Origin of the sequence: Streptomyces chrestomyceticus JCM 4735 (genome assembly GCF_003865135.1) — a bacterium.
Classification (GTDB): domain Bacteria; phylum Actinomycetota; class Actinomycetes; order Streptomycetales; family Streptomycetaceae; genus Streptomyces; species Streptomyces chrestomyceticus.
This window is the reverse complement of the sequence record NZ_BHZC01000001.1, coordinates 3473040-3493329: the sequence shown is the minus strand read 5'-3', so window position 1 is coordinate 3493329 and position 20290 is coordinate 3473040. Positions and strand designations below refer to the sequence as shown.

16 protein-coding genes are annotated in these 20290 nt (G+C 71.7%); 5 read left to right on the top strand and 11 right to left on the bottom strand.

The window, feature by feature from the left end; all coding sequences use genetic code 11:
- The first annotated feature begins 45 nt into the window (after window positions 1–45).
- Entirely contained in the window at window positions 46–2301 is a 2256-nt protein-coding gene (locus EJG53_RS14460; RefSeq protein ID WP_125045187.1) for a transglycosylase domain-containing protein, read from the top strand.
- Window positions 2302–2385: 84 nt separating this feature from the next.
- On the opposite strand, the gene EJG53_RS14455 is transcribed toward EJG53_RS14460, so the two are convergent.
- The 6 genes from EJG53_RS14455 to EJG53_RS14430 all read right to left on the bottom strand — a co-directional run bounded on the left by EJG53_RS14455 (window position 2386) and on the right by EJG53_RS14430 (window position 11145).
- Window positions 2386–3849, bottom strand: coding sequence for a catalase (locus EJG53_RS14455; RefSeq protein WP_125045186.1), 1464 nt, complete (start codon window positions 3847–3849; stop codon window positions 2386–2388).
- 172 nt (window positions 3850–4021) lie between these two features.
- The gene (locus EJG53_RS14450; RefSeq protein ID WP_125045185.1) at window positions 4022–6181 is read right to left on the bottom strand and encodes a SpoIIE family protein phosphatase; all 2160 of its coding nucleotides are present in this window, start codon (window positions 6179–6181) and stop codon (window positions 4022–4024) included.
- A gap of 47 nt (window positions 6182–6228) precedes the next feature.
- A complete protein-coding gene (locus EJG53_RS14445) occupies window positions 6229–6912 on the bottom strand; it encodes a class I SAM-dependent DNA methyltransferase (RefSeq protein WP_125045184.1) in 684 nt (227 codons plus the stop codon).
- Between the two features lie 276 nt (window positions 6913–7188).
- On the bottom strand, window positions 7189–7899 hold the full coding sequence (gene fomD / locus EJG53_RS14440) for a cytidylyl-2-hydroxypropylphosphonate hydrolase (protein WP_371858682.1): 711 nt from the start codon (window positions 7897–7899) through the stop codon (window positions 7189–7191).
- Between the two features lie 56 nt (window positions 7900–7955).
- Window positions 7956–9368: a class II fumarate hydratase gene (locus EJG53_RS14435; protein ID WP_125045183.1), complete on the bottom strand. Its 1413-nt coding sequence runs from the start codon at window positions 9366–9368 to the stop codon at window positions 7956–7958.
- Window positions 9369–9474: 106 nt separating this feature from the next.
- Complete coding sequence (locus tag EJG53_RS14430; protein ID WP_125045182.1) at window positions 9475–11145, bottom strand: fumarate hydratase; 1671 nt, start codon at window positions 11143–11145, stop codon at window positions 9475–9477.
- Window positions 11146–11316: 171 nt separating this feature from the next.
- Between EJG53_RS14430 and EJG53_RS14425 the strand changes: the two genes are divergently transcribed.
- Both EJG53_RS14425 and EJG53_RS14420 read left to right on the top strand, forming a co-directional pair.
- Window positions 11317–12102 carry a DUF1707 SHOCT-like domain-containing protein gene (locus tag EJG53_RS14425; RefSeq protein ID WP_125045181.1) on the top strand — a complete coding sequence of 262 codons (786 nt, stop codon included), beginning with the start codon at window positions 11317–11319 and terminating at the stop codon, window positions 12100–12102.
- Between the two features lie 210 nt (window positions 12103–12312).
- Window positions 12313–12672, top strand: a complete 360-nt coding sequence (locus tag EJG53_RS14420; protein ID WP_063759207.1) for a WhiB family transcriptional regulator — start codon at window positions 12313–12315, stop codon at window positions 12670–12672.
- An 89-nt stretch (window positions 12673–12761) separates the two neighbouring features.
- On the opposite strand, the gene glpX is transcribed toward EJG53_RS14420, so the two are convergent.
- The gene (gene glpX, locus EJG53_RS14415; RefSeq protein ID WP_031000860.1) at window positions 12762–13793 is read right to left on the bottom strand and encodes a class II fructose-bisphosphatase; all 1032 of its coding nucleotides are present in this window, start codon (window positions 13791–13793) and stop codon (window positions 12762–12764) included.
- A 211-nt stretch (window positions 13794–14004) separates the two neighbouring features.
- On the opposite strand from glpX, the gene EJG53_RS14410 reads away from it, so the two are divergent.
- Window positions 14005–14541 (top strand): DUF4245 domain-containing protein, encoded by a 537-nt coding sequence (locus EJG53_RS14410; RefSeq protein WP_125049368.1) that lies wholly within the window; start codon window positions 14005–14007, stop codon window positions 14539–14541.
- A 274-nt stretch (window positions 14542–14815) separates the two neighbouring features.
- Here EJG53_RS14410 and EJG53_RS14405 read toward each other — a convergent pair whose 3' ends face one another.
- From EJG53_RS14405 to EJG53_RS14390, 4 genes are all read right to left on the bottom strand, one after another.
- On the bottom strand, window positions 14816–15409 hold the full coding sequence (locus tag EJG53_RS14405; RefSeq protein WP_125045180.1) for a malonic semialdehyde reductase: 594 nt from the start codon (window positions 15407–15409) through the stop codon (window positions 14816–14818).
- Window positions 15410–15753: 344 nt separating this feature from the next.
- Window positions 15754–16056 (bottom strand): exodeoxyribonuclease VII small subunit, encoded by a 303-nt coding sequence (locus tag EJG53_RS14400; protein ID WP_125045179.1) that lies wholly within the window; start codon window positions 16054–16056, stop codon window positions 15754–15756.
- 10 nt (window positions 16057–16066) lie between these two features.
- Window positions 16067–17308 (bottom strand): exodeoxyribonuclease VII large subunit, encoded by a 1242-nt coding sequence (xseA, locus tag EJG53_RS14395; RefSeq protein WP_125045178.1) that lies wholly within the window; start codon window positions 17306–17308, stop codon window positions 16067–16069.
- Window positions 17309–17436: 128 nt separating this feature from the next.
- Complete coding sequence (locus tag EJG53_RS14390; RefSeq protein ID WP_244955137.1) at window positions 17437–18948, bottom strand: APC family permease; 1512 nt, start codon at window positions 18946–18948, stop codon at window positions 17437–17439.
- Window positions 18949–19228: 280 nt separating this feature from the next.
- Between EJG53_RS14390 and EJG53_RS14385 the strand changes: the two genes are divergently transcribed.
- Window positions 19229–20290 carry a 4-hydroxy-3-methylbut-2-enyl diphosphate reductase gene (locus tag EJG53_RS14385; RefSeq protein WP_125045177.1) on the top strand — a complete coding sequence of 354 codons (1062 nt, stop codon included), beginning with the start codon at window positions 19229–19231 and terminating at the stop codon, window positions 20288–20290.

Sequence of the window (20290 nt, the reverse complement as noted above, 5' to 3'; positions counted from 1 at the left end):
GTGAGCTGAGTTATTGGGGGCGGAACGACTGGAGTTGCGGGAGCGATGGGGCGAGCGGACGCGAGGCGAGCGGCTCAAGGGCGTAAGCGCCGGGCGAGGCCGAAGGGCAAGAAGGGCGGCATACGCCGCTTCTTCACCTGGAAGAAGGTCCTCGGAGCCTTCCTCGGCGTGTGCCTGCTGGGCATCCTCGGTTTCCTCGGGCTGTACCTGTACGTGGACGTCCCCGACGAGGGGAACTTCCAGGCCACCAGTCAGAGCAACGTCTACAAGTACGCCGACGGCTCGGTCATGGCCCGCAAGGGCGCCGACAAGGCGGTGAACCGCGAGACCGTCAAGATCGACCAGATCCCCGAGCATGTCCAGCACGCCTTCGTCGCGGCCGAGAACAAGACCTTCTACCAGGACTCCGGCGTCGACCTGAAGGGCACCCTGCGCGGCGTCCTCAACACCCTCAGGGGCAAGGGCAAGCAGGGCGGCTCGACCATCACCCAGCAGTACGTCAAGAACTACTACCTGAGCCAGGAGCAGACGGTCAGCCGCAAGCTCCAGGAGATCGTCATCTCCCTCAAGGTGGACAACAAGCTCGGCAAAAACGAGATCCTCGCCGGGTACATGAACACCAGCTACTACGGCCGCGGCGCGTACGGCATCCAGGCGGCGGCCCAGGCGTACTACGGCGTGGACGTCGACAAGCTGACCGTCAGTCAGGGCGCCTACCTGGCCTCCCTGCTCCAGGCCCCCAGCCAGTACGACTGGGCCATCGCCTCCGACGCCGGCAAGAAGCGGGTGCAGGAGCGCTGGGCGTACACGCTGAACAACATGGTCGAGATGAAGTGGCTCGACGCCGCCGACCGGCAGAAGCAGACGTTCCAGCAGCCCATCAAGCCCAAGCCGCTGCCCGGTGTGGCCGGCCAGGTCGGCTACTTCATCAACGCCGCCAACGACGAGCTGATCCGCAAGGGCGTCGACGAGAAGGAGCTGATGGCCGGCGGCTGGACCATCACCCTGGCCATCGACAAGAAGAAGCAGCAGGACCTGGAGAAGGCCGTCAAGACGAAGCTCACCGACGACCTCAAGCCGTCCCTCCGCAAGGCGGACCGGGACGCCCAGCTCGGTGCCGTCTCGGTCGACCCCGCGACCGGCCACGTCGTGGCGATGTACGGCGGCGCGGGCTACACCAAGCACTACATGAACAACGCCACCCGGGCCGACTTCCAGCCCGCGTCCACGTTCAAGCCGCTGATCTTCGCCTCCGCCCTGGAGAACCACGCCAAGACGCAGTCCGGGGTGCCCATCACCCCCGACACGGTCTACGACGGCCGCAACCGCCGCCCGGTGGTCAACAGCACCAAGCCGTTCGCGCCGCCGAACGAGGACGAGGTCAGCTACGGCAAGATCAGCGTCCAGCAGGCCACCAACAACTCCGTCAACTCCGTCTTCGCGCAGATGGGCGCCGACGTGGGCCTGGACGCGGTCAAGAAGACCGCGGTCAGCCTCGGCATGGACGGCAGCCGGATGGACGTCCAGCCCGCGATGACCCTCGGCAGCATGGGCGCCAGCCCGCTGCAGATGGCCGCCGCCTACGCCACGCTCGACAACCACGGCAAGAAGGTCGAACCGGCCCTGGTCGCCAAGGCCCAGCACGGCGCGCAGGAGGTCGAGCTGTCCGACCCGATCGGCTCCCAGGTGCTGACCCGGGGGACCGCCGACACCGTCACCTCCGTCCTGCGCGGCGTGGTCAACGACGGTACGGCCAAGTCCGCGATCGGCGGCACCGACTACCAGGCGGCCGGCAAGACCGGCACCTCCGACGACAACAAGTCGGCCTGGTTCGTCGGCTACACGCCGAAGCTGGTCACCGCGGTCGGCATGTTCGGCGAGGAGACCAAGGGCGGTAAGCAGGTCTCCCTCAAGGGCACCGGAGGCGGCGGCCGCGTCAACGGCGGCGGCTACCCGGCCGAGGTCTGGGCCGCCTACACCGCGGCGGCGATCGGTGACGACGCCGGGGCCAAGTTCGACCTGGAGACCGACCTCGGCGCCGGAGTCGCACCGACCAACGCCCCGCCGCCGTCCAACACCCCGTCGCACACGCCGTCCCAGACGCCGAGCCAGACCCCGTCGCACACGCCGAGCCAGACCCCGTCGCACACGCCGTCCCAGACGCCGTCGCGCACCCCGTCGCACACGCCGTCCCGGACGCCGTCGCCCCCGGAGACGCCGCCGGCCACCCCGTCGGGCGGCAGTGGCAGCGGCAGCGGCGGCAACGACAACCGCCCGCCCGGCCTCGACGGCCTGGACTGATCCGGCGCCCGGCGCCGACGGCCGTGGCCCCCACCGCACCGGTGGGGGCCACGGCCGTTTCCGTCCCCGCGTGCGCGCCCCGGCTCAGCCGCCGTCGATCCGCGCGGCGATCCGGTCGCCGAGCGCCTTGTCCACGTTGCGCCAGTACTGCAGGGCGCGCAGCAGCACCGGGCGGCTGACTCCGTTCAGCAGGTGCCCGGCGACGTTGTTCACCAGCCGCTCGCGCGCCGCGTCGTCCAGCACCTGCCGTACCTGGGTGCCCGCCTGGCCCCAGTCGTCGTCATCGCGCCGCAGCTTGTACGCCTCGCGCACCATCTCGCCCGCCGCGTGCCAGCCCGCCGGGTCACCGAAGTTGGCGGTGTCGGCCGCCGGGCCGCCGTAGGAGTTCGGCGCATACGGGCGGGCCGCGCTGGACGGCTCGTAGCGCATCGGGCCGTCCTTGGCGTACGAGCTGACCACCGAGTGCGGACGGTTGGGCGGGAGCTGCGCGTAGTTCGGGCCGATGCGGTAGCGGTGGGTGTCCGGGTACGAGAACAGCCGGCCCAGCAGCATCTTGTCCGGCGACGGGCCGATGCCCGGCACCATGTTGGACGGCTCGAACGCCGCCTGCTCGATGTGGACGAAGAAGTCCTCCGGATTGCGGTCCAGGGTCATCCGGCCCACCTCGATGAGCGGATAGTCGCCGTGCGGCCACACCTTGGTCAGGTCGAACGGGTTGAAGCGGTAGTCCGGCGCGTCGTCGAACGGCATCACCTGGACGTACATCGTCCACGAGGGCGCGTCCCCGGCCGCGATCGCCTGGTACAGGTCACGGCGGTGCACATCGCCGTCCTCGCCCGCCAGCCGGTCGGCTTCCTCCTGGGTGAGGAAGTCGATGCCCTGGTCGGTCTTGATGTGGTACTTGATCCAGAACCGCTCGCCGCCGCCGTTGATCCACATGTACGTGTGCGAGCCGTAGCCGTTCATGTGCCGGTACGTCTTCGGGATGCCGCGGTCACCCATCAGCCAGGTGACCATGTGCGCCGACTCGGGCGACAGCGTCCAGAAGTCCCACTGCATGTCGTGGTCGCGCAGCCCGTTGTCCGGGCGGCGCTTCTGCGACCGGATGAAGTCCTGGAACTTGATCGTGTCCCGCACGAAGAAGACCGGCGTGTTGTTCCCGACCAGGTCGTAGTTGCCGTATTCGGTGTAGAACTTCAGCGCGAAGCCGCGCGGGTCGCGCCAGGTGTCCGGCGAACCCTGCTCGCCCGCGACCGTCGAGAAGCGGGCCAGCATCTCGGTGCGCCGGCCCGGCTGGAACAGGTCCGCCTTGGTGAACTGGCTGACGTCGTTGGTCACCTCGAAGAACCCGTACGCGCCGCTGCCCTTGGCGTGCACCACCCGCTCGGGCACCCGTTCGCGGTTGAACTGGGCCATCTTCTCGATCAGGTAGTGGTCCTGGAGCAGCAACGGACCGTCGGGGCCCACCGAGAGCGAGTGCTCGTCGCTCTCGACCGGGATGCCGCTGTTGGTCGTCGTGCGCGGGACGTTCTGTGCGGAGCTGGTCATGGCGGAGCGCCTCCCGGAGGTGGGTCGTCAGTCCCTTGGCACCTCAGAAGTCAACTCCGCCGACGTGGTGTCGGCAACCGTTGGACGGCGTCCGGTTCGAGACGAAGTCCGGCCGCCGGTACGCCCCTGGGCGCCCCGGCGGCCCGCTGCGACGACGCCCGGAAGCCGCTCCCTACGGCGTCCCCCCGAACGGCATGGACAGCTCGAACCACACCACCTTGCCGGTGCTCAGCCGGGTCGCGCCCCAGCGCCGGGCCATCCGGTTGACCAGGTACAGACCGCGCCCGCCCTCGTCGGACGGCCGCGCCTGGCGCAGCCTGGGCAGTTGCGGGACGTCGTCGCCGACCTCGCAGCGCAGCACGTCCGTCCGCAGCAGCCGCAGCGTGATCGGCCGCTCCGCGTACCGCACCGCGTTCGTCACCACCTCGCTGACCAGCAGCTCCAACTGGTCGGTCAGCTCCTCCAGACCCCACCGGGACAGCGCCCGGCGGGCCAGGCGGCGCGCCTGCCCGGCCGTCTGCGCCTTCGGGTCCAGGTACCAGTACGCGACGTCGCTCGGCGCGATTCCGTCGAAGCGGGCCGCGAGCAGCGCGATGTCGTCGTCCCGGTCGCCGGGGCCGAGCATGTCCAGCACCTCGTCGCACAGCGGCTCCAGCGGCGGCGGGTTGGGCCCGGTCAGCCGGGCCGTCTCCGTCAGCCGCTCCCGCAGTTGCTCGATGCCGGTCCACACGTCCCGGATACGGGACTCCACCAGGCCGTCCGTGTACAGCACGAGCGTGGCGCCCGCCGGCGCGTCCAGCTCGACCGCCTCGAAGTCCACCCCGCCGACACCGATCGGCGCGCCCGGCGGCACCCGCAGCACCTCCGCGCGCCCGCCCCGGTGCAGCATCACGGGCGGCGGATGCCCGGCGTTGGCGACCATGATGCGGTGCGCCACCGGGTCGTAGACCGCGTACAGGCACGTCGCCATCCGGTCCGAACCCAGCCGCTGCGCCTGCTCGTCGAGGTGGTGCAGCACCTCCTGCGGCGGCAGGTCCAGCCCCGCGAGGGTCTGCGCGGTGGTACGCAACTGGCCCATGATCGCCGCGGAGGTCATGGAGTGGCCCATCACGTCACCGACCACCAGCGCCACGCGGCTGCCGGGCAGCGGGATCGCGTCGTACCAGTCGCCGCCGACCCGCGCCGTCTCGGCGGCGGGCAGATAGCGGCTGGCCAGCCGTACGCCGGTGGGCTGCGGCAGCGAGTCCGGCAGCATCGTGCGCTGGAGGGCGTCGGCGATGTACGCCTCGCGCCCGTACAGCACCGCCTTGTCGACACCCAGCGCCGTGTGCGTCGCGAGCTGCGCCGCCACCAGCAGGTCGTCCGCCTCGAACGCCGGACGGTCCGGACGGCGCAGGAACACCGCCGCGCCGATCACCCGGCGGCGGCCGCGCAGCGGCGCCAGGATCACCCGGTGCCCGGCGGGCAGGTGGGTGAGCGGGCCGAGCAGCTCCGGCAGCGCGGCCCGCGCCGCCTGCACCTCGCCGAACAGCGGCCGGACGCCGCGCAGCACCTCCGCCAGCGGCCCGCCCGGCAGCACCTCGGACAGCTCCGCCGCGCTGCCGCCCATCGCGGGGCTCAGGTCCGGCTGCGCGGGCAGCATCGGCAGCCGCCCGCCGTTGGTGTCCGGCTCCTCGGGAATCCGATCGGTACGGCGCAGCCGCAGCACCACCGGGCCGGTCGGCCGCTCGTCGCCCACCGGCAGCGGGTCGCGCAGATAGACCAGGATCGCGTCGGCGAACGTCGGCACCGTCGCCCGGCACAACCCCAGCACGATCTCGTCGAGGTCTATGCCGCGGGCGATCCGCCGGGTGGCCGCGCCGATGAACCGCAGCCGGTCGCCGCCCGCCTGACGCGCCGCCATCAGCTCGACGCTCTCGGCGGGCTGTGCGGGGTGCGCGGAGCGGGCGGGCGGTGTGCCGGGGCCGCCGGTCTGCTCGGAGGCGCGCCCGGCCGCCCCGCCGCGGGCACCGGTCTCCACCGGCACGCCGTGCGGCGCGGCCGGCGGCGGCACCCCGGGGGCCTCCTCGGGGCGCGGCCGGGGCCGGCCCGCCCCGGCGTCCGCCCGGCCGCCGTCCGCGGCGCACGCAGAAGAATCGTCACCGCGCGGCGCGGCGGCCGACATGTCAGTCACCTCGGCCGGTCCGCCGGCCGAGGACTGCCCCGGAAGACCGCGGGGATCGGCGGCCGCGGCATACGGCGCCGGCTCGGGCGGGCCCGCGTGCGGGGTCGCCGAGGACGCGGCAGGCGGGGCGGCCTGCCGCGGTTCGTGGGAGGTCGGGTGCTCCGTCACGCGTGGGATTCCATCCGTCCGGGGCTGCGCGCGTGGCGCGCCGCGTCTCAAGCGCGTCGCAGGTGCAGGAAGAGCTGGAACTCGGGTGGGGTGTCCGTACTGGCCGGGGCATACGCATACGAGTCCTCCCCGGTGACTTCGAAGCCCGCGTCGTGCACGACCTGGCGCAAGTCGTCCCGCAGGTAACCCGATACCCGGATCGTGCTGCCCAGGAACGGAATCGGGCAGTCGTCCAGATCGGCTTCGACCATGGACAGGGCCAGCAGCCCGCCGGGCTTCAGCAGCGTGTGCAGCATCCGCAGGGTGTACGGAATCTCCGCGCGGGGCAGCATCAGCAGCGAGAAGAAGGCTACGGCACCGTCGAAGGAGCCCGGACCGCCGAGCCGGCCGTCGCGCAGGTCGGCGATGTCGAGCTGGTGGAAGCGGGCCGCCGGGACGTTGCCGCGGGCCAGCGCGACCATCGAGGGGGAGAGGTCCACACCGACCACCGTGTGCCCCGCGTCGGCAAGCTGACGGGCCGTCGGCAGGCCCGTGCCGCAGCCGACGTCCAGCACCCGCGACCCGGGCGGCAGCGCGGCCGCGAGCCGGGCGCCGGCCGCGAGCTGTCCTTCCTTGTGCGGGAAAGCGTCGTCGTACCGGTCGCCGATGGCGTCGAACGCCTCCGCCTGCCCCGCCCGGTCCAGGACTAACCGGTTCAGGCCCTCGTATCCGTCGTAGCCTTCAGCGCTCACGACCTCGCCTCTCCTGCGACCGCGGTCAAGTTCGGGGCTCCGCCTCGGGAGCCACGTCCGTGCAGTTCCGTGCAGTCTTGAGTTACGCCTGTGCAGTCTTGTGGAGGACGATCCTACGGTTGATCCCCAGGGGCGCATCAAGGGGGCTCACTCGCACGCCGCACCGCGCCCTCACCCGCTCACCGGTGCGCCCGGAGCCGCCCCCTCGGACGGCCGGTCCGTGAGCCGTTCCCGCGGCCGGGGCGGACGCCCGCGCAGCCGCCCCGGAGCCGGATCTCAGTCCCGCGCGGCCCGGTCCCAGTCCTCCGGCAGCCCCGGCACCCCCCACGCCGGATCGGGCCGCCAGTCCTCCCAGCCGGAACCGAACGGCACGCCCCACGCGGCGATGTGTTCGACCGCCGCGCGGCCCGCCGCCCGTACGTCCGCCGCCAGCGCGGCCGGCATCAGCCCGTCCCGCTGCGCCTGCGCGAACTCGTCCTCGTCGCGCCACTCCCAATGCCGGTCCGGATACACGCAGATGTCCAGGAAGTGGTCCTGCGAGTCGATGCCGCCCGGCCAGCGGCGCCGTGGCTCCTCCAGGTTCACGTACCAGTTCTTGAAGTGCCAGCCGGGCTCCCAGAACAGCCACACCGACCAGGGGTCGCGCGGCCGGGCCAGCTTCAGCACCCCGGTGCCGAACCACTGGTCGCGGGTGGTGCGGCGCGGTTTGGTGTACCGGCTGGCGAGCGGCTCGCGGTGGACGGGCGTCCCGTCGGCCAGCACCGGCTTGACGCAGGGCGTGCCGGGCGCCATCCACACCGCGAGCAGCTCGTCGGTGTCCTGGACGACGGTCATCGGACGGCAGATGTGGATACCGTCACCGGCGTTGTCGCGGTACCGCCACAGGATCTGGTCACCGGGCGCCCAGCGTCCCGGCCTGTCCTCGGCGGCCCGCGTGCCCTTCGCCCCGGCGGCGCCCTTCCTCGTCTCCACCATGTCCGCTGTCATGAGCAGATCTTAGAGGGGCACCGGTGTCCTGGCTGTGACGGAAACCGCACCGTCCGTTACGGATGTGTCATGCTCAGTACGTCGAGCGCCTCGTCCAACTGCTGTTCCGTCAGCAGCCCCTGGTCGACGTAGCCGGACTCGATGACCACCTCGCGGATCGTCTTCCGCTCGGCCAGCGACTTCTTGGCGACCTTGGCGGCCTCCTCGTACCCGATGTACTTGTTGAGCGGGGTGACGACGGAGGGCGACGACTCGGCGTACTCCCGGGCCCGTTCGGCATTGGCGGTGATCCCGTCGACCGTGCGGTCCGCGAGCAGCCGGGAGACGTTGGCCAGCAGCCGTACCGACTCCAGCACGTTCTTCGCGATGACCGGCAGCATCACGTTCAGCTCGAAGTTGCCCGCGGCGCCCGCCGCGGCCACCGTCGCGTCGTTGCCGGTGACCTGCGCGGCCACCATCAGCACCGCCTCCGGGATCACCGGGTTGACCTTGCCGGGCATGATGGACGAACCAGGCTGGAGGTCGGGCAGGTTGATCTCGGCGAGGCCGGTGCGCGGCCCCGAGGACATCCAGCGCAGATCGTTGGCGATCTTCGTCAGGCCGACGCCGATGGTGCGGAGCTGCCCGCTGGTCTCCACGATCGCGTCGCGCGCGCCCTGCGCCTCGAAGTGGTTGCGGGCCTCGGTCAGCGGCAGCCCCGTCGTCCGCGCCACCTCGGCGATCACCGCGGCCGGGAAGCCGGGCGGGGTGTTGATGCCGGTGCCCACCGCCGTACCGCCCAGCGGCAGTTCGGCCAGCCTCGGCAGCGCGGACCGCAGCCGCTCCACGCCGTAGCGGACCTGCGCGGCGAAACCGCCGAACTCCTGGCCGAGGGTGACGGGCGTGGCGTCCATCAGATGCGTCCGCCCCGCCTTCACCACCTCGGCGAACTCGGTCTCCTTGCGCTCCAGCGCGGCCGCCAGGTGCTCCAGCGCCGGGATCAGGTCGTGGGTGACGGCCGCGGTCGCCGCGATGTGGATCGAGGACGGGAAGACGTCGTTGGACGACTGGGAGGCGTTGACGTGGTCGTTGGGGTGCACGTCGCGGCCCAGCCGCTCGGTGGCGAGGGTCGCGAGCACCTCGTTGGTGTTCATGTTGGACGACGTGCCGGAGCCGGTCTGGAACACGTCCACGGGGAAGTGGTCGTCCCACGTGCCGTCCGCGACCTCCGCCGCGGCCTCCTGGATCGCCGTCGCGACGTCCTCGTCCACCACCCCCAGCTCGGCGTTCACCTTGGCCGCCGCGGCCTTGATCCGGGCCAGCGCCTCGATGTGCGCCCGCTCCAGCCGCTGCCCGGAGACCGGGAAGTTCTCCACCGCGCGCTGGGTCTGCGCCCGCCACTTCGCGCGGGCGGGCACCTTCACCTCGCCCATCGAGTCGTGCTCGGTCCGGTACTCGCCGTTGTCGCCGCTCAGGCCGTTGTCGCTCATGTCTATGTCAGTGCCCGGGAACAGCGGTTCTGTTCCCGGGCACCGGCAGGTTTCGTCCGTCAGGCGGTACGCGCGCAGCGAACCGCCCGGCGGAGCAGCACGGCCGTCAGGCGGTCCGTACCGGGATGCTGGTGAAGGTCGGAGCGGGCGCCGGATCTTGGAAGAAGTCGTTGCCCTTGTCGTCCACGACGATGAACGCCGGGAAGTCCTCGACCTCGATCCGCCAGACCGCCTCCATGCCCAGCTCCTCGTATTCGAGGACCTCGACCTTCTTGATGCAGTCCTGCGCCAGGCGCGCCGCCGGGCCGCCGATCGAGCCCAGGTAGAAGCCGCCGTGCGCGGCGCACGCGTCGGTGACCTGCTTCGAGCGGTTGCCCTTGGCCAGCATGATCTTCGAGCCGCCCGCCGCCTGGAACTGCTCGACGTAGGCGTCCATCCGGCCGGCCGTGGTCGGGCCGAAGGAGCCGGACGCGTAGCCCTCGGGGGTCTTCGCCGGGCCCGCGTAGTACACCGGGTGGTTCTTCAGGTACTCGGGCATCTCCTCGCCCGCGTCCAGCCGCTCCTTGATCTTGGCGTGCGCGATGTCGCGGGCGACGACCAGGGTGCCGGTGAGCGAGAGGCGGGTCTTGACCGGGTGCTTGGTCAGCTCGGCCAGGACGTCGTCCATCGGGCGGTTCAGGTCGATCCGTACGGCGTCGAGGTCCGGGCCCGCGCCCTCGGTCAGCTCCGCCTCGGTCGTCTCCGGGAGGAAGCGCGCCGGGTCCTTCTCCAACTGCTCCAGGAAGACGCCCTCGGCGGTGATCTTCGCGACCGCCTGGCGGTCCGCCGAGCAGGACACCGCGATGGCGACCGGGCAGGACGCGCCGTGCCGGGGCAGGCGCACCACGCGCACGTCGTGGCAGAAGTACTTGCCGCCGAACTGCGCGCCGATGCCGATCTTCTGCGTCAGCTCGAAGACCTTCTCCTCCAGCTCCTTGTCCCGGAAGCCGTGGCCGGTGGGGGAGCCCTCGGCGGGCAGCTCGTCCAGGTAGTGCGCGGAGGCGTACTTCGCGGTCTTCATGGCGTACTCGGCGCTGGTGCCGCCGACCACGATCGCCAGGTGGTACGGCGGGCAGGCGGCCGTGCCCAGCGAGCGGATCTTCTCCTCCAGGAACTTCATCATGCTCGCCTCGTTGAGGACGGCCTTCGTCTCCTGGTAGAGGAAGGACTTGTTGGCGCTGCCGCCGCCCTTGGCCATGAAGAGGAACTTGTACGCGTCCCCGTCGTTCGCGTACAGCTCGATCTGGGCCGGCAGGTTGGAGCCGGTGTTCTTCTCGTCCCACATGGTCAGCGGGGCCATCTGCGAGTACCGCAGGTTGAGCTGGGTGTACGCGTCGTAGATGCCGCGGGAGAGGGCTTCCTCGTCACGGCCCTGGGTCAGGACGTTCTGGCCGCGCTTGCCCATGACGATGGCGGTGCCGGTGTCCTGGCACATCGGGAGCACGCCCGCCGCCGCGATGTTGGCGTTCTTCAGCAGGTCCAGCGCCACGAAGCGGTCGTTGGCGGACGCCTCGGGGTCGTCCAGGATGCGGCGGAGCTGGGCGAGGTGGGCCGGGCGCAGATAGTGCGAGATGTCGTGCATCGCCTCGGCGGCCAGCTTGCGCAGCGCCTCCGGCTCGACCTTGAGGAACGTACGCCCGCCGGCCTCGAAGGTGCTCACACCCTCGGAAGTGACCAGGCGGTAGGGGGTGTTGTCCTCGCCTACGGGGAGCAGGTCGGTATAGGCGAATTCCGGCATCAGGGGCCATTCCTCACTCGACGGTGGATTTCGGCTGACATCTGCGGCAGCGCCTGACCAGCGTAGAACCCCGCCCTGCGGTCGCCACTGTGAGGTAAGGCTCACCTGGAGTCCGTCCGGGCTCGTGCGTCCCCTAGTCGCGATCTATCGCGTTTCGGTAGGCTGCCCCCCGTGGACGAATCGTCACTCGCCAAGCGAGCCCAGCAGCCGGTGAACCTGACCAAGCCCGTGGCCGAGGCCGAGCTGAGGGCCTCCGACGCCGACCGGGACCGGATCGCGGAGATCCTGCGCGAGGCGCTGGCGGTCGGGCGGCTGGACGCCGAGGAGCACTCCGAACGCATCGACCTGGTCTACCGCGCCAAGACGATGGGCGAACTGGAGCCGCTGGTACGGGATCTGCCGGTGGAGGGCGGCGCCCCCGGACCCCGGCCCGCGGCCGCCGCGTACGAGGCGGAGCCGGGCGGCGCGCCGCCGGACCAGAACATGGTCGCGATCTTCAGCGCCTCCACCCGCAAGGGCCGCTGGCGGGTGCCCTCCCGCATCAACGCTGTCGCCGTCTTCGGCAGCGTGGAGATCGACCTGACCGAGGGGATCTTCCAGCAGCAGCAGGTCCGGATCAACGTCACCGCGATCTTCGGCAGCGTGGAGATCCGGGTGCCCGAGAACGTCACCCTGCGCAGCAGCGGTTCCGGCGTGCTCGGCGCCTTCGAGGTCGAGACCAACGAGTCGGTGGAGCCCGACGCCCCGGTCGTCCTCGTCAACGGCTACGCGGTGCTCGGCAGCGTCGAGGCGCGGGCCAAGCGCGGCAAGTGGCTGCGCGACCTGCGGGACGATCTGCGCGGCGCCCGGCGCGCGTGGCAGGAGCAGCGGCGCGACGAGCGCCGGTCGCTGCACGAACACCGCCGGGACGAGCGGCGCGAGCGGCACGTACGGTGGCACGGCGACCGCCGCGACTGACGGGGACGGCGGCGGCACCCGGCCCCCGGAGCCGGTGTTTCCGCGGCGCGTCCGCACTGCTCGGCGGCCGATCGCAACCGTGTGCATAAGCACGCGTACAGCGGGTAGGGCTGGTGCATCGTCTCTCGTACGGCTGCGGGGTGCGAAAAGTCGTGCGCAGCGAGACGGGCAAGGGTGACTCTTCGCCGAAGCCGTCGTCAGGAGTAGACCGTGCTGCTACCGCATCAGCCTCTGCAGGACACCGCAGTTGTTCCGTCCCAGCGGGTTCCCTCTCGCGAAGAGGCCGGTCCCTGGCACGCGGAGGCGGTGTGCCGCCGTGACGAGGCGGGCCTGTTCTTCGCACCGTCCAAGGAACCGACCGCCGCGCGCCTGGCGAGGGAGGAAGCCGCAAAGCGGGTCTGTGCCCGCTGCCCGGTGATGATCGAATGCCGGGAGCACGCCCTCGTGCAGCCCGAGCCCTACGGGGTGTGGGGCGGCCTGACCGCCGCCGAACGCCGGGTCGTACTGGCCCGCCGCCGGCGCCGGGAGACCGAGCTGCAGCGCTCGGCCCGTATGCAGGCCGCCGGTTGAGCGGCCCGTGCGACCGGCACGCGTGACGGGCCGGGACCCCGCCGGGAAGACGGCGGAGTCCCGGCCCGAGTGTTTGCGGGCGACGGAGCCTAGTTGGGGCGCTCGAAGTCGACCGAGCTGTACGCGCGCAGCTTGGAGAGCCGGTGCTCGGAGTCGACCCGGCGGATCGTGCCGGACTTGGAGCGCATCACCAGCGACGAGGTGGTCGCGGTCTCGGCGCGGTAGCGCACCCCGCGCAGCAGGTCGCCGTCGGTGATGCCGGTGGCGACGAAGAAGACATTGTCGCCGCGGACCAGGTCGTCGGTCTGCAGCACCTTGTCCAGGTCGTGCCCGGCGTCGATCGCGCGCTGCCGCTCCTCGTCGTCCTTCGGCCACAGCTTGGCCTGAAGGGTGCCGCCCAGGCACTTCAGCGCGCACGCGGCGATGATGCCCTCCGGCGTACCGCCGATGCCCAGCAGCAGGTCGACGCCGGTGCCCTCGCGGGCCGCCATGATCGCGCCGGCCACGTCGCCGTCGGAGATGAACTTGATCCGGGCGCCCGCCTCCCGTACCTCCTTGACCAGGCCCTCGTGGCGCGGCCGGTCCAGGATGACGACGGTGACGTCCTCGACGGCGGACTTCTTCGCCTTGGCGATCCGGCGGATGTTCACGCCGACCGGCGCCGTGATGTCGACGAAGTCGGCGGCCTCCGGGCCGGTGGCCAGCTTGTCCATGTAGAAGACCGCGGACGGGTCGAACATCGCACCGCGCTCGGCCACGGCCATCACGGAGACGGCGTTGGCCATGCCCTTGGCCGTCAGTGTCGTACCGTCGACCGGGTCCACGGCCACGTCGCACTCGGCACCGGTGCCGTCACCGACCCGCTCGCCGTTGTAGAGCATCGGGGCGTTGTCCTTCTCGCCCTCCCCGATGACCACGACACCGTTCATGGAGACGGTGTGGATCAAGGCGCGCATGGCCTTGACGGCAGCGCCGTCGGCGCCGTTCTTGTCGCCGCGCCCGACCCAGCGGCCCGAGGCCATGGCTCCGGCCTCGGTCACCCGGACGAGCTCCAGCGCGAGGTTGCGGTCGGGAGCCTCGGGGCTGACCTCTAGTTGGGACGGCAGATGATGCTCGGTCATCGAGCGCACCTTTCTGTACGGCGACGGCCGGAATGGTGAGGGTGGCTATGACTTTATCGGTACGTCGCCAAAATGAGCAGCGGGCCCTACGCATGAGCGGCGACAAGGAGCCATGCGGGCGAGTTCCCGCGTGGCCGGGGCCGGACCCCCGTAGGGCAGGGGGCGTGTCTTCGCGGAGCCGGCGATGGGGGACCATAGAGGCGTGGCAGGTATGCGAGGCAAGCAGACGGTTCGGGACATGATCCTGTCGATGGCGGTGATCGGCGCCCTCGTCGCGGGCATCTATGTCTTCATCCCGCACAACGACAGCAGGACCGCCGAGGTGAACGCGGTCAAGACGGTCGACTACCGCGTCGAGCTCGCGACCGCCCGGCGCGCCGCGCCGTACCCGGTCGCCGCGCCCAAGGGCCTGCCCGAGGGCTGGCGCGCCACCTCCGTCTCGTACAAGGCCACCAAGGACGGCAAGGGCGGCGCCTGGCACCTGGGTCTCCTCGACCCGGAGCAGGAGTACGCGGCGCTGGAGCAGAGCGACGCGCCCGCGAAGAAGTTCATCCAGGACGTCACGCTGGGCGCGGAGAAGGCCGCGGGCAAGCAGGTCGTCGGCGGCACGAAGTGGGACCGCTACAAGGGCGAGAAGTACCGCGCGCTGGTGCGCGAGCAGGAGGGCGTCACGACCGTCCTCACGGGCACCGCGCCGTACGGGCGGCTGGCGGAGCTGGCGGCTTCGCTGGAGGCGAAGAAGGAGTGACCGGCGGGCCGATGTGCCGGCCTTTCCGGACGTACGACGAGGCCGCCGCTCCCGGGATGGGGGCGGCGGCCTCGTGGTGTCTGCGGTCGCGCAGGCTCAGACGGTGGTGACGGCCTCGTCGAAGCTCAGGCGCGGCGAGCGCGGGCTGTGTCCATCCGGGGGCGACCCCCGGACCCCCAGCCGGATCAGACGGTGGTGACGGCCTCATCGAAGCTAAGGCGCGGCGAGCGCGGGCTGTGTCATCCGGGGGGCGACCCCCGGACCCCCAGCCGGATCAGACGGTGGTGACGGCCTCATCGAAGCTCAGGCGCGGCGAGCGCGGGAAGAACGCGTCGGCGCCCGGCTTGCCGATGTTGATGACCATGAAGGACTTCTGCTTGCCGTCGCCGAAGAACTCCTTGTCGATGCCGGCGAAGTCGAAGCCGGTCATCGGGCCCGCGGCCAGACCCGCCGCGCGGACGCCGACGATGAAGTAACCGGCCTGCAGCGTGGCGTTCTGGACACCGGCGACCTCACGGGCGGCGGCCTCGGAGAAGAACGTGTCCTTGATGCCCGGGGCGTGCGGGAACAGTGTCGGCAGCTTCTCGTGGAAGTCCAGGTCCGTGGAGAGGATCACGGTCAGCGGCGCGCTCAGCGTCTTCGGGCCGTTGGCACCCATCGCGTGCTGCACCAGGCGCTCACGGGCGTCCTCGGAACGGACCATCGTGATGCGCAGCGGCGACTGGTTGAAGGCGGTGGGGGCGAACTTCACCAGGTCGTAGATGGCCTGCACCTGCTCGTCCGTCACCGGCTCGTCCGTGAAGGAGTTGGCGGTCTGGGCCTCGCGGAAGAGGAGGTCCTGGGCGGCGGCGTCGAGCGCGAGAGACATGAAGGCACCTCGTAAGTCGGGATTTCCGTGTTCGTCATCAACTGTAACCAAGATAGATTAAGTTTCAACTAATGCGGTGGAATCGTGACCCGATTCACAAGGGGGTGGGGGCTGCGGGGGGGGCTTCGGTGCTTTGGGGTGGGGAGGGTTGAGGGCGGCGCGGGGGCGGGTGCCGGGGGAGCCTTGAGGGGTGCTCGGGTGCTACGGGTGCTCGGTGCCCGGGCATCCGAACGCCTGAGTGCCCGGCCGCCGGCCGCCGGGCGCGCGGGGGTGCCAGAGCCCATCGCAGGGCGCCGGCGAAGCTGACAGGCCCCCGGGCCCCCGGGCCCCTGGCTCCCCGGCCGCTACCCGGCCGCGCCCTCCCCCGTCCCGCCCTCTCCCTCGTCCTCTTCCGCTTCCTCCGCCAGCGCCGCGTCCAGGCGCGCCCGTGCCCCGTCCAGCCAGCGGCGGCAGACCTTGGCCAGCGCCTCGCCGCGCTCCCAGAGCGCGAGGGACTCTTCCAGCGTGGTCCCGCCGGCCTCCAGGCTGCGGACGACCTCGATCAGCTCGTCCCGGGCCTGTTCGTACCCGAGCGTGGACCCGTCCGACTGCGCCGCGTCCGCCGTGCCGTCCGCCACCGTGTCGTCGTCCGTCTTCGCCTTCGCCATGGTTCCCACCCTATTCCGGGGGTGTGACATCGGACCGCGAGCCGTTCCCGGACACCTGTACCCGGAACTCGCCCTCGGCGACCCGGGCCCGCAGTTCGTCGTCCGGCGCGACCTCGCCCGGCGACCGTACGGCCGAGCCGTCCGGCTTCTGGAGCACCGCGTAGCCGCGCTCCAGGGTGGCCTTGGGGGAGAGGGCGACGACCCGCGCCAGTGTGTGCGACAGCTCCGAGTCGGCGCGGTCCAGCAGGTGCCCCAGAGTGCGCCGGCCGCGCTCCAGGAGGGCCGTGACCTGGTCCTCGCGCTCCTCGACCATCCGGTGGGGCCGCTGCATGGAGGGCCTGCTCAGGGCCGCGGCCAGGCCCCGCTCCTCGCGGTCCAGGCAGCCGCTGATCGCGCGCAGCGCCCGCTCGCGCAGTTGCTGGATGCGGGCGAACTCCTCGCCGACGTCCGGTACGACCTTCTTGGCCGCGTCCGTCGGGGTCGAGGCGCGCAGGTCGGCGACCAGGTCCAGCAGGGGCGAGTCCGGCTCGTGGCCGATCGCGGAGACGACGGGGGTACGGGCGGCGCCCACGGCCCGTACGAGCTGCTCGTCCGAGAACGGCAGCAGGTCCTCGACGCTGCCGCCGCCGCGCGCCACGATGATCACGTCGACCTCGGGGAGCGCGTCCAGCTCCTTGACCGCCTCGATCACCTGGGGCACCGCGTGCACGCCCTGCACCGGCACGTTGCGCACCTCGAAGCGGACCGCCGGCCAGCGCAGCCGGGCGTTCTCCAGGACGTCCCGCTCGGCGGCGCTGGCCCGGCCGCAGACCAGGCCGATGAGCTGCGGCAGGAACGGCAGCCCCCGCTTGCGCTCCGACCGGAACAGACCCTCCGCCGCCAGGGACTTCTTGAGCTGCTCCAGGCGCGCCAGCAGCTCGCCGACGCCCACCGGCTTGATCTCGGCGGCCCGCAGCGAGAGCTGGCCGCGCGGGGCGTACCACTCCGGCTTGGCGTGCACGACGACGCGCGCGCCCTCGCTGACCACGTCCGCGACCTTGTCGAAGACCTGGCGGTAGCACGTCACGCTCACCGAGATGTCGTACGACGGATCGCGCAGCGTCAGGAAGACCACACCGGCGCCCGGCCGCCGGGACAACTGCGTGATCTGCCCCTCGACCCAGACGGCCCCCAGCCGGTCGATCCACCCCCCGATGAGCCGCGACACCTCGCCGACGGGGATCGGCGCCTCCGCAGACGTCCTCACACTCATGCCACGAGCGTATAGCCCGGCACTGACAGCGCCGGGGCGCGCGGCTCCGCGCCCGTACGGCCGGGCGCGGCGTCAGCCACCCCGCAGCCACCCGTCGCTGCTCCGGACCCGTACGGACCGCCGCGCCGTCAGCCACCCGCCGCGCCGTCCACCGTCCGGCCCCTTCGACGCCCGTACTGCACCCCCAGCACCACCAGCCCCACCACCAGCCAGACCGCGCCGACGATCTGCGCGGTCCGGGACGCCTCCACGACGACCGCGACCACCACACCCAGTCCCAGCACCGGCACCAGCACGTGCTTGAGGACGTTCGGCCGCCCGGCCCGCTTGCGTACCCAGAACCAGCCGATCACCGAGGCGTGCAGCAGTCCGAAGGCGGTCAGCGCGCCCACGTTCACGATCGAGGAGAGATGGTCCAGCCCGTCGTCGCGGCGGGCCGCCCACACCGCCGCGACCAGCGTCACCACCGCCGCGCCCAGCAGCGCCCGGCGCGGCACCCCGCTGCCCGCGTCCACCTTCGACATCGCGCCCGGCAGCCGCCGGTCCCGCGCCATCGCGAACAGCAGCCGCCCGGCCGCCGCCTGCCCCGCCAGCGCCGCGAACGCCGCCCCGATGGCCTTGCTCGCCGCCACCAGCTTCTGCAGCCACTCGCCGGCGGCCGCGTCCGCCGTCGTGTAGAAGGCGTCACCCTGCCCGGCGGGCTTGTCCGCCAGCTCCGCCGCCGACATCGGGGCCAGCAGCGCCGCCAAATACGTCTGTACGGCGAACAGCACACCCGCCACGACCAGGCAGGTCAGCACGGCCCGCGCCACCCGTACCCCGCCCGCCCGTCGCCCACCACCCTTCCCTGGACGCGCTTCGCGCGGCGCTTCCTTCGCTTCCTCGGCGAACGAAGCGATCGCATCGAACCCCAGATACGACAGCACCGCGACCGACACCGCCGCCAGCACCGCACTCGGGGAGAACGCCCCCTCGCCGGTCAGCGGCACCGACCAGCCGCGCTGCGCCCCGTCCGTGACCAGCACCCACACCGCCGTCACCACGAACACCACCAGCACCGCCAGCTCCATCGCCAGCACCACGAAGCCGGCCACCGCCGCCGTCCGTACCCCCAGGAGGTTCAGCAACGTGGTGACGACCACCGCGAGCGCCGTCCACACCCACTGGTGCACGGACGGCACCAGCGCGTGCATGGCGATGCCGGAGAAGAGGTACGCCACCGCCGGGATCAGCAGGTAGTCGAGCATCGCCATCCACCCCGCGACGAAGCCCGCCCCGTCGCCGAGCCCGGCCCGCGCGTAGGTGAAGACCGACCCGGCCTGCGGCGCGACCCGCACCATCTGCGCGTACGAGTACGCGGTGAAGGCCATCGCGACCGTCGCCACCACGTAGACGGCGGCGATCGCGCCGTGCGACTTGGCCTGGAGCGTGCCGAAGATCCCGACGGGCGCCATCGGGGCGATGAACAGCAGCCCGTAGACGACCAGGTCGCGGAAGGACAGCGTGCGCCGGAGCCCACCGCCGTCGGGCGCGGCGGATGCCCCGGACGAGGCGTCGGAGGCGGCGTCGCGCGAGGCGCGCTCGGGGGAGGGCGGCGGTGAACGGCGGGCGGGCGGGTTCGGCTCGGACGGTGCGCTCATGGCGTTCACTCCAGCAGGGGACGTACGGCCGACGATGATCGTCGGCTGTCTCCCAGCTTCGGGCAAGGCCGCGTCCCGGGCGGGGGTGACGCGCCCGGAGAGACAGCCGGGGGAGGCGTCAGGAGGAGGCGGACGGGGCCGGACCGGGGGCGCGGCGGGAGCCGGAGGGGCGCTCACGCCCGCGTGAAGCGGAACCCGCACGCCCCCGGCACACCCCGGGCACGCCGCGCGCCTCGCCACGTCCCGGCGGCAGCACGAACCCCGAAGTCGGCCCCGTACGATGGATCGTATGACTGCTGCTACGCCCAGCCCGTCGCCCGCCACCGTTCCGGACGGCGAGACCGTTCCGGACGGAGACGCCGCACCGCGCGAGGACCGCCGCCGGGTCCTGCTCGCCGCGCCGCGTGGTTATTGCGCGGGCGTGGACCGTGCCGTGATCGCCGTCGAGAAAGCCCTGGAACAGTACGGCGCGCCCGTCTACGTGCGCCACGAGATCGTGCACAACAAGTACGTCGTGAAGACCCTGGAGAAGAAGGGCGCGATCTTCGTCGAGGAGACGGCGGAGGTACCCGAGGGCAACATCGTCATCTTCTCCGCGCACGGCGTCGCCCCGGTCGTCCACGACGAGGCCAAGCAGGGCAAGCTGGCCACCATCGACGCCACCTGCCCGCTGGTCACCAAGGTCCACAAGGAAGCAGTCCGGTACGCCAAGGAGGACTTCGACATCCTCCTGATCGGCCACGAGGGCCACGAAGAGGTCATTGGCACCAGCGGCGAGGCCCCCGACCACATCACCCTGGTCGACGGCCCCGAGGACGTGAAGAACATCGAGGTCCGCGACCCGGACAAGGTCGTCTGGCTCTCCCAGACCACCCTCTCGGTGGACGAGACCATGGAGACGGTCGACGCCATCAAGGGCCGCTACCCCAATCTCCTCTCCCCGCCCAGCGACGACATCTGCTACGCCACGCAGAACCGTCAGACCGCCGTCAAGCAGATGGGCGCCGAGGCCGACCTGGTCATCGTCGTCGGCTCCAAGAACTCCTCGAACTCCGTCCGCCTGGTCGAGGTCGCCCTCGGCGCCGGCGCCCGCGCCGCCCACCTGGTCGACGGCGCCGAGGAGATCGACGAGAGCTGGCTGGAGGGCGTGACCACCGTCGGCCTGACCTCCGGCGCCTCCGTCCCCGAGGTCCTGGTGCACGGCGTACTGGACTGGCTCGCCCAGCGCGGCTACGAGGACGTGGAGACGGTCAAGGCCGCCGAGGAGTCCATCACCTTCTCCCTGCCCAAGGAGCTCCGCCGCGACCTGCGCTCCGAGGCGAAGACCGCCGCCGAGGGCTGA

Bases quoted from the DNA above. Each gene is read 5' to 3' on its own strand.
- EJG53_RS14460 (WP_125045187.1), top strand. From the start codon at position 46: ATGGGGCGAGCGGACGCGAGGCGAGCGGCTCAAGGGCGTAAGCGCCGG.
- EJG53_RS14455 (WP_125045186.1), bottom strand. From the start codon at position 3,849: ATGACCAGCTCCGCACAGAACGTCCCGCGCACGACGACCAACAGCGGC.
- fomD (WP_371858682.1), bottom strand. From the start codon at position 7,899: ATGACAGCGGACATGGTGGAGACGAGGAAGGGCGCCGCCGGGGCGAAG.
- EJG53_RS14435 (WP_125045183.1), bottom strand. From the start codon at position 9,368: ATGAGCGACAACGGCCTGAGCGGCGACAACGGCGAGTACCGGACCGAG.
- EJG53_RS14430 (WP_125045182.1), bottom strand. From the start codon at position 11,145: ATGCCGGAATTCGCCTATACCGACCTGCTCCCCGTAGGCGAGGACAAC.
- glpX (WP_031000860.1), bottom strand. From the start codon at position 13,793: ATGACCGAGCATCATCTGCCGTCCCAACTAGAGGTCAGCCCCGAGGCT.
- EJG53_RS14410 (WP_125049368.1), top strand. From the start codon at position 14,005: ATGCGAGGCAAGCAGACGGTTCGGGACATGATCCTGTCGATGGCGGTG.
- EJG53_RS14405 (WP_125045180.1), bottom strand. From the start codon at position 15,409: ATGTCTCTCGCGCTCGACGCCGCCGCCCAGGACCTCCTCTTCCGCGAG.
- EJG53_RS14400 (WP_125045179.1), bottom strand. From the start codon at position 16,056: ATGGCGAAGGCGAAGACGGACGACGACACGGTGGCGGACGGCACGGCG.
- xseA (WP_125045178.1), bottom strand. From the start codon at position 17,308: ATGAGTGTGAGGACGTCTGCGGAGGCGCCGATCCCCGTCGGCGAGGTG.
- EJG53_RS14390 (WP_244955137.1), bottom strand. From the start codon at position 18,948: ATGAGCGCACCGTCCGAGCCGAACCCGCCCGCCCGCCGTTCACCGCCG.
- EJG53_RS14385 (WP_125045177.1), top strand. From the start codon at position 19,229: ATGGATCGTATGACTGCTGCTACGCCCAGCCCGTCGCCCGCCACCGTT.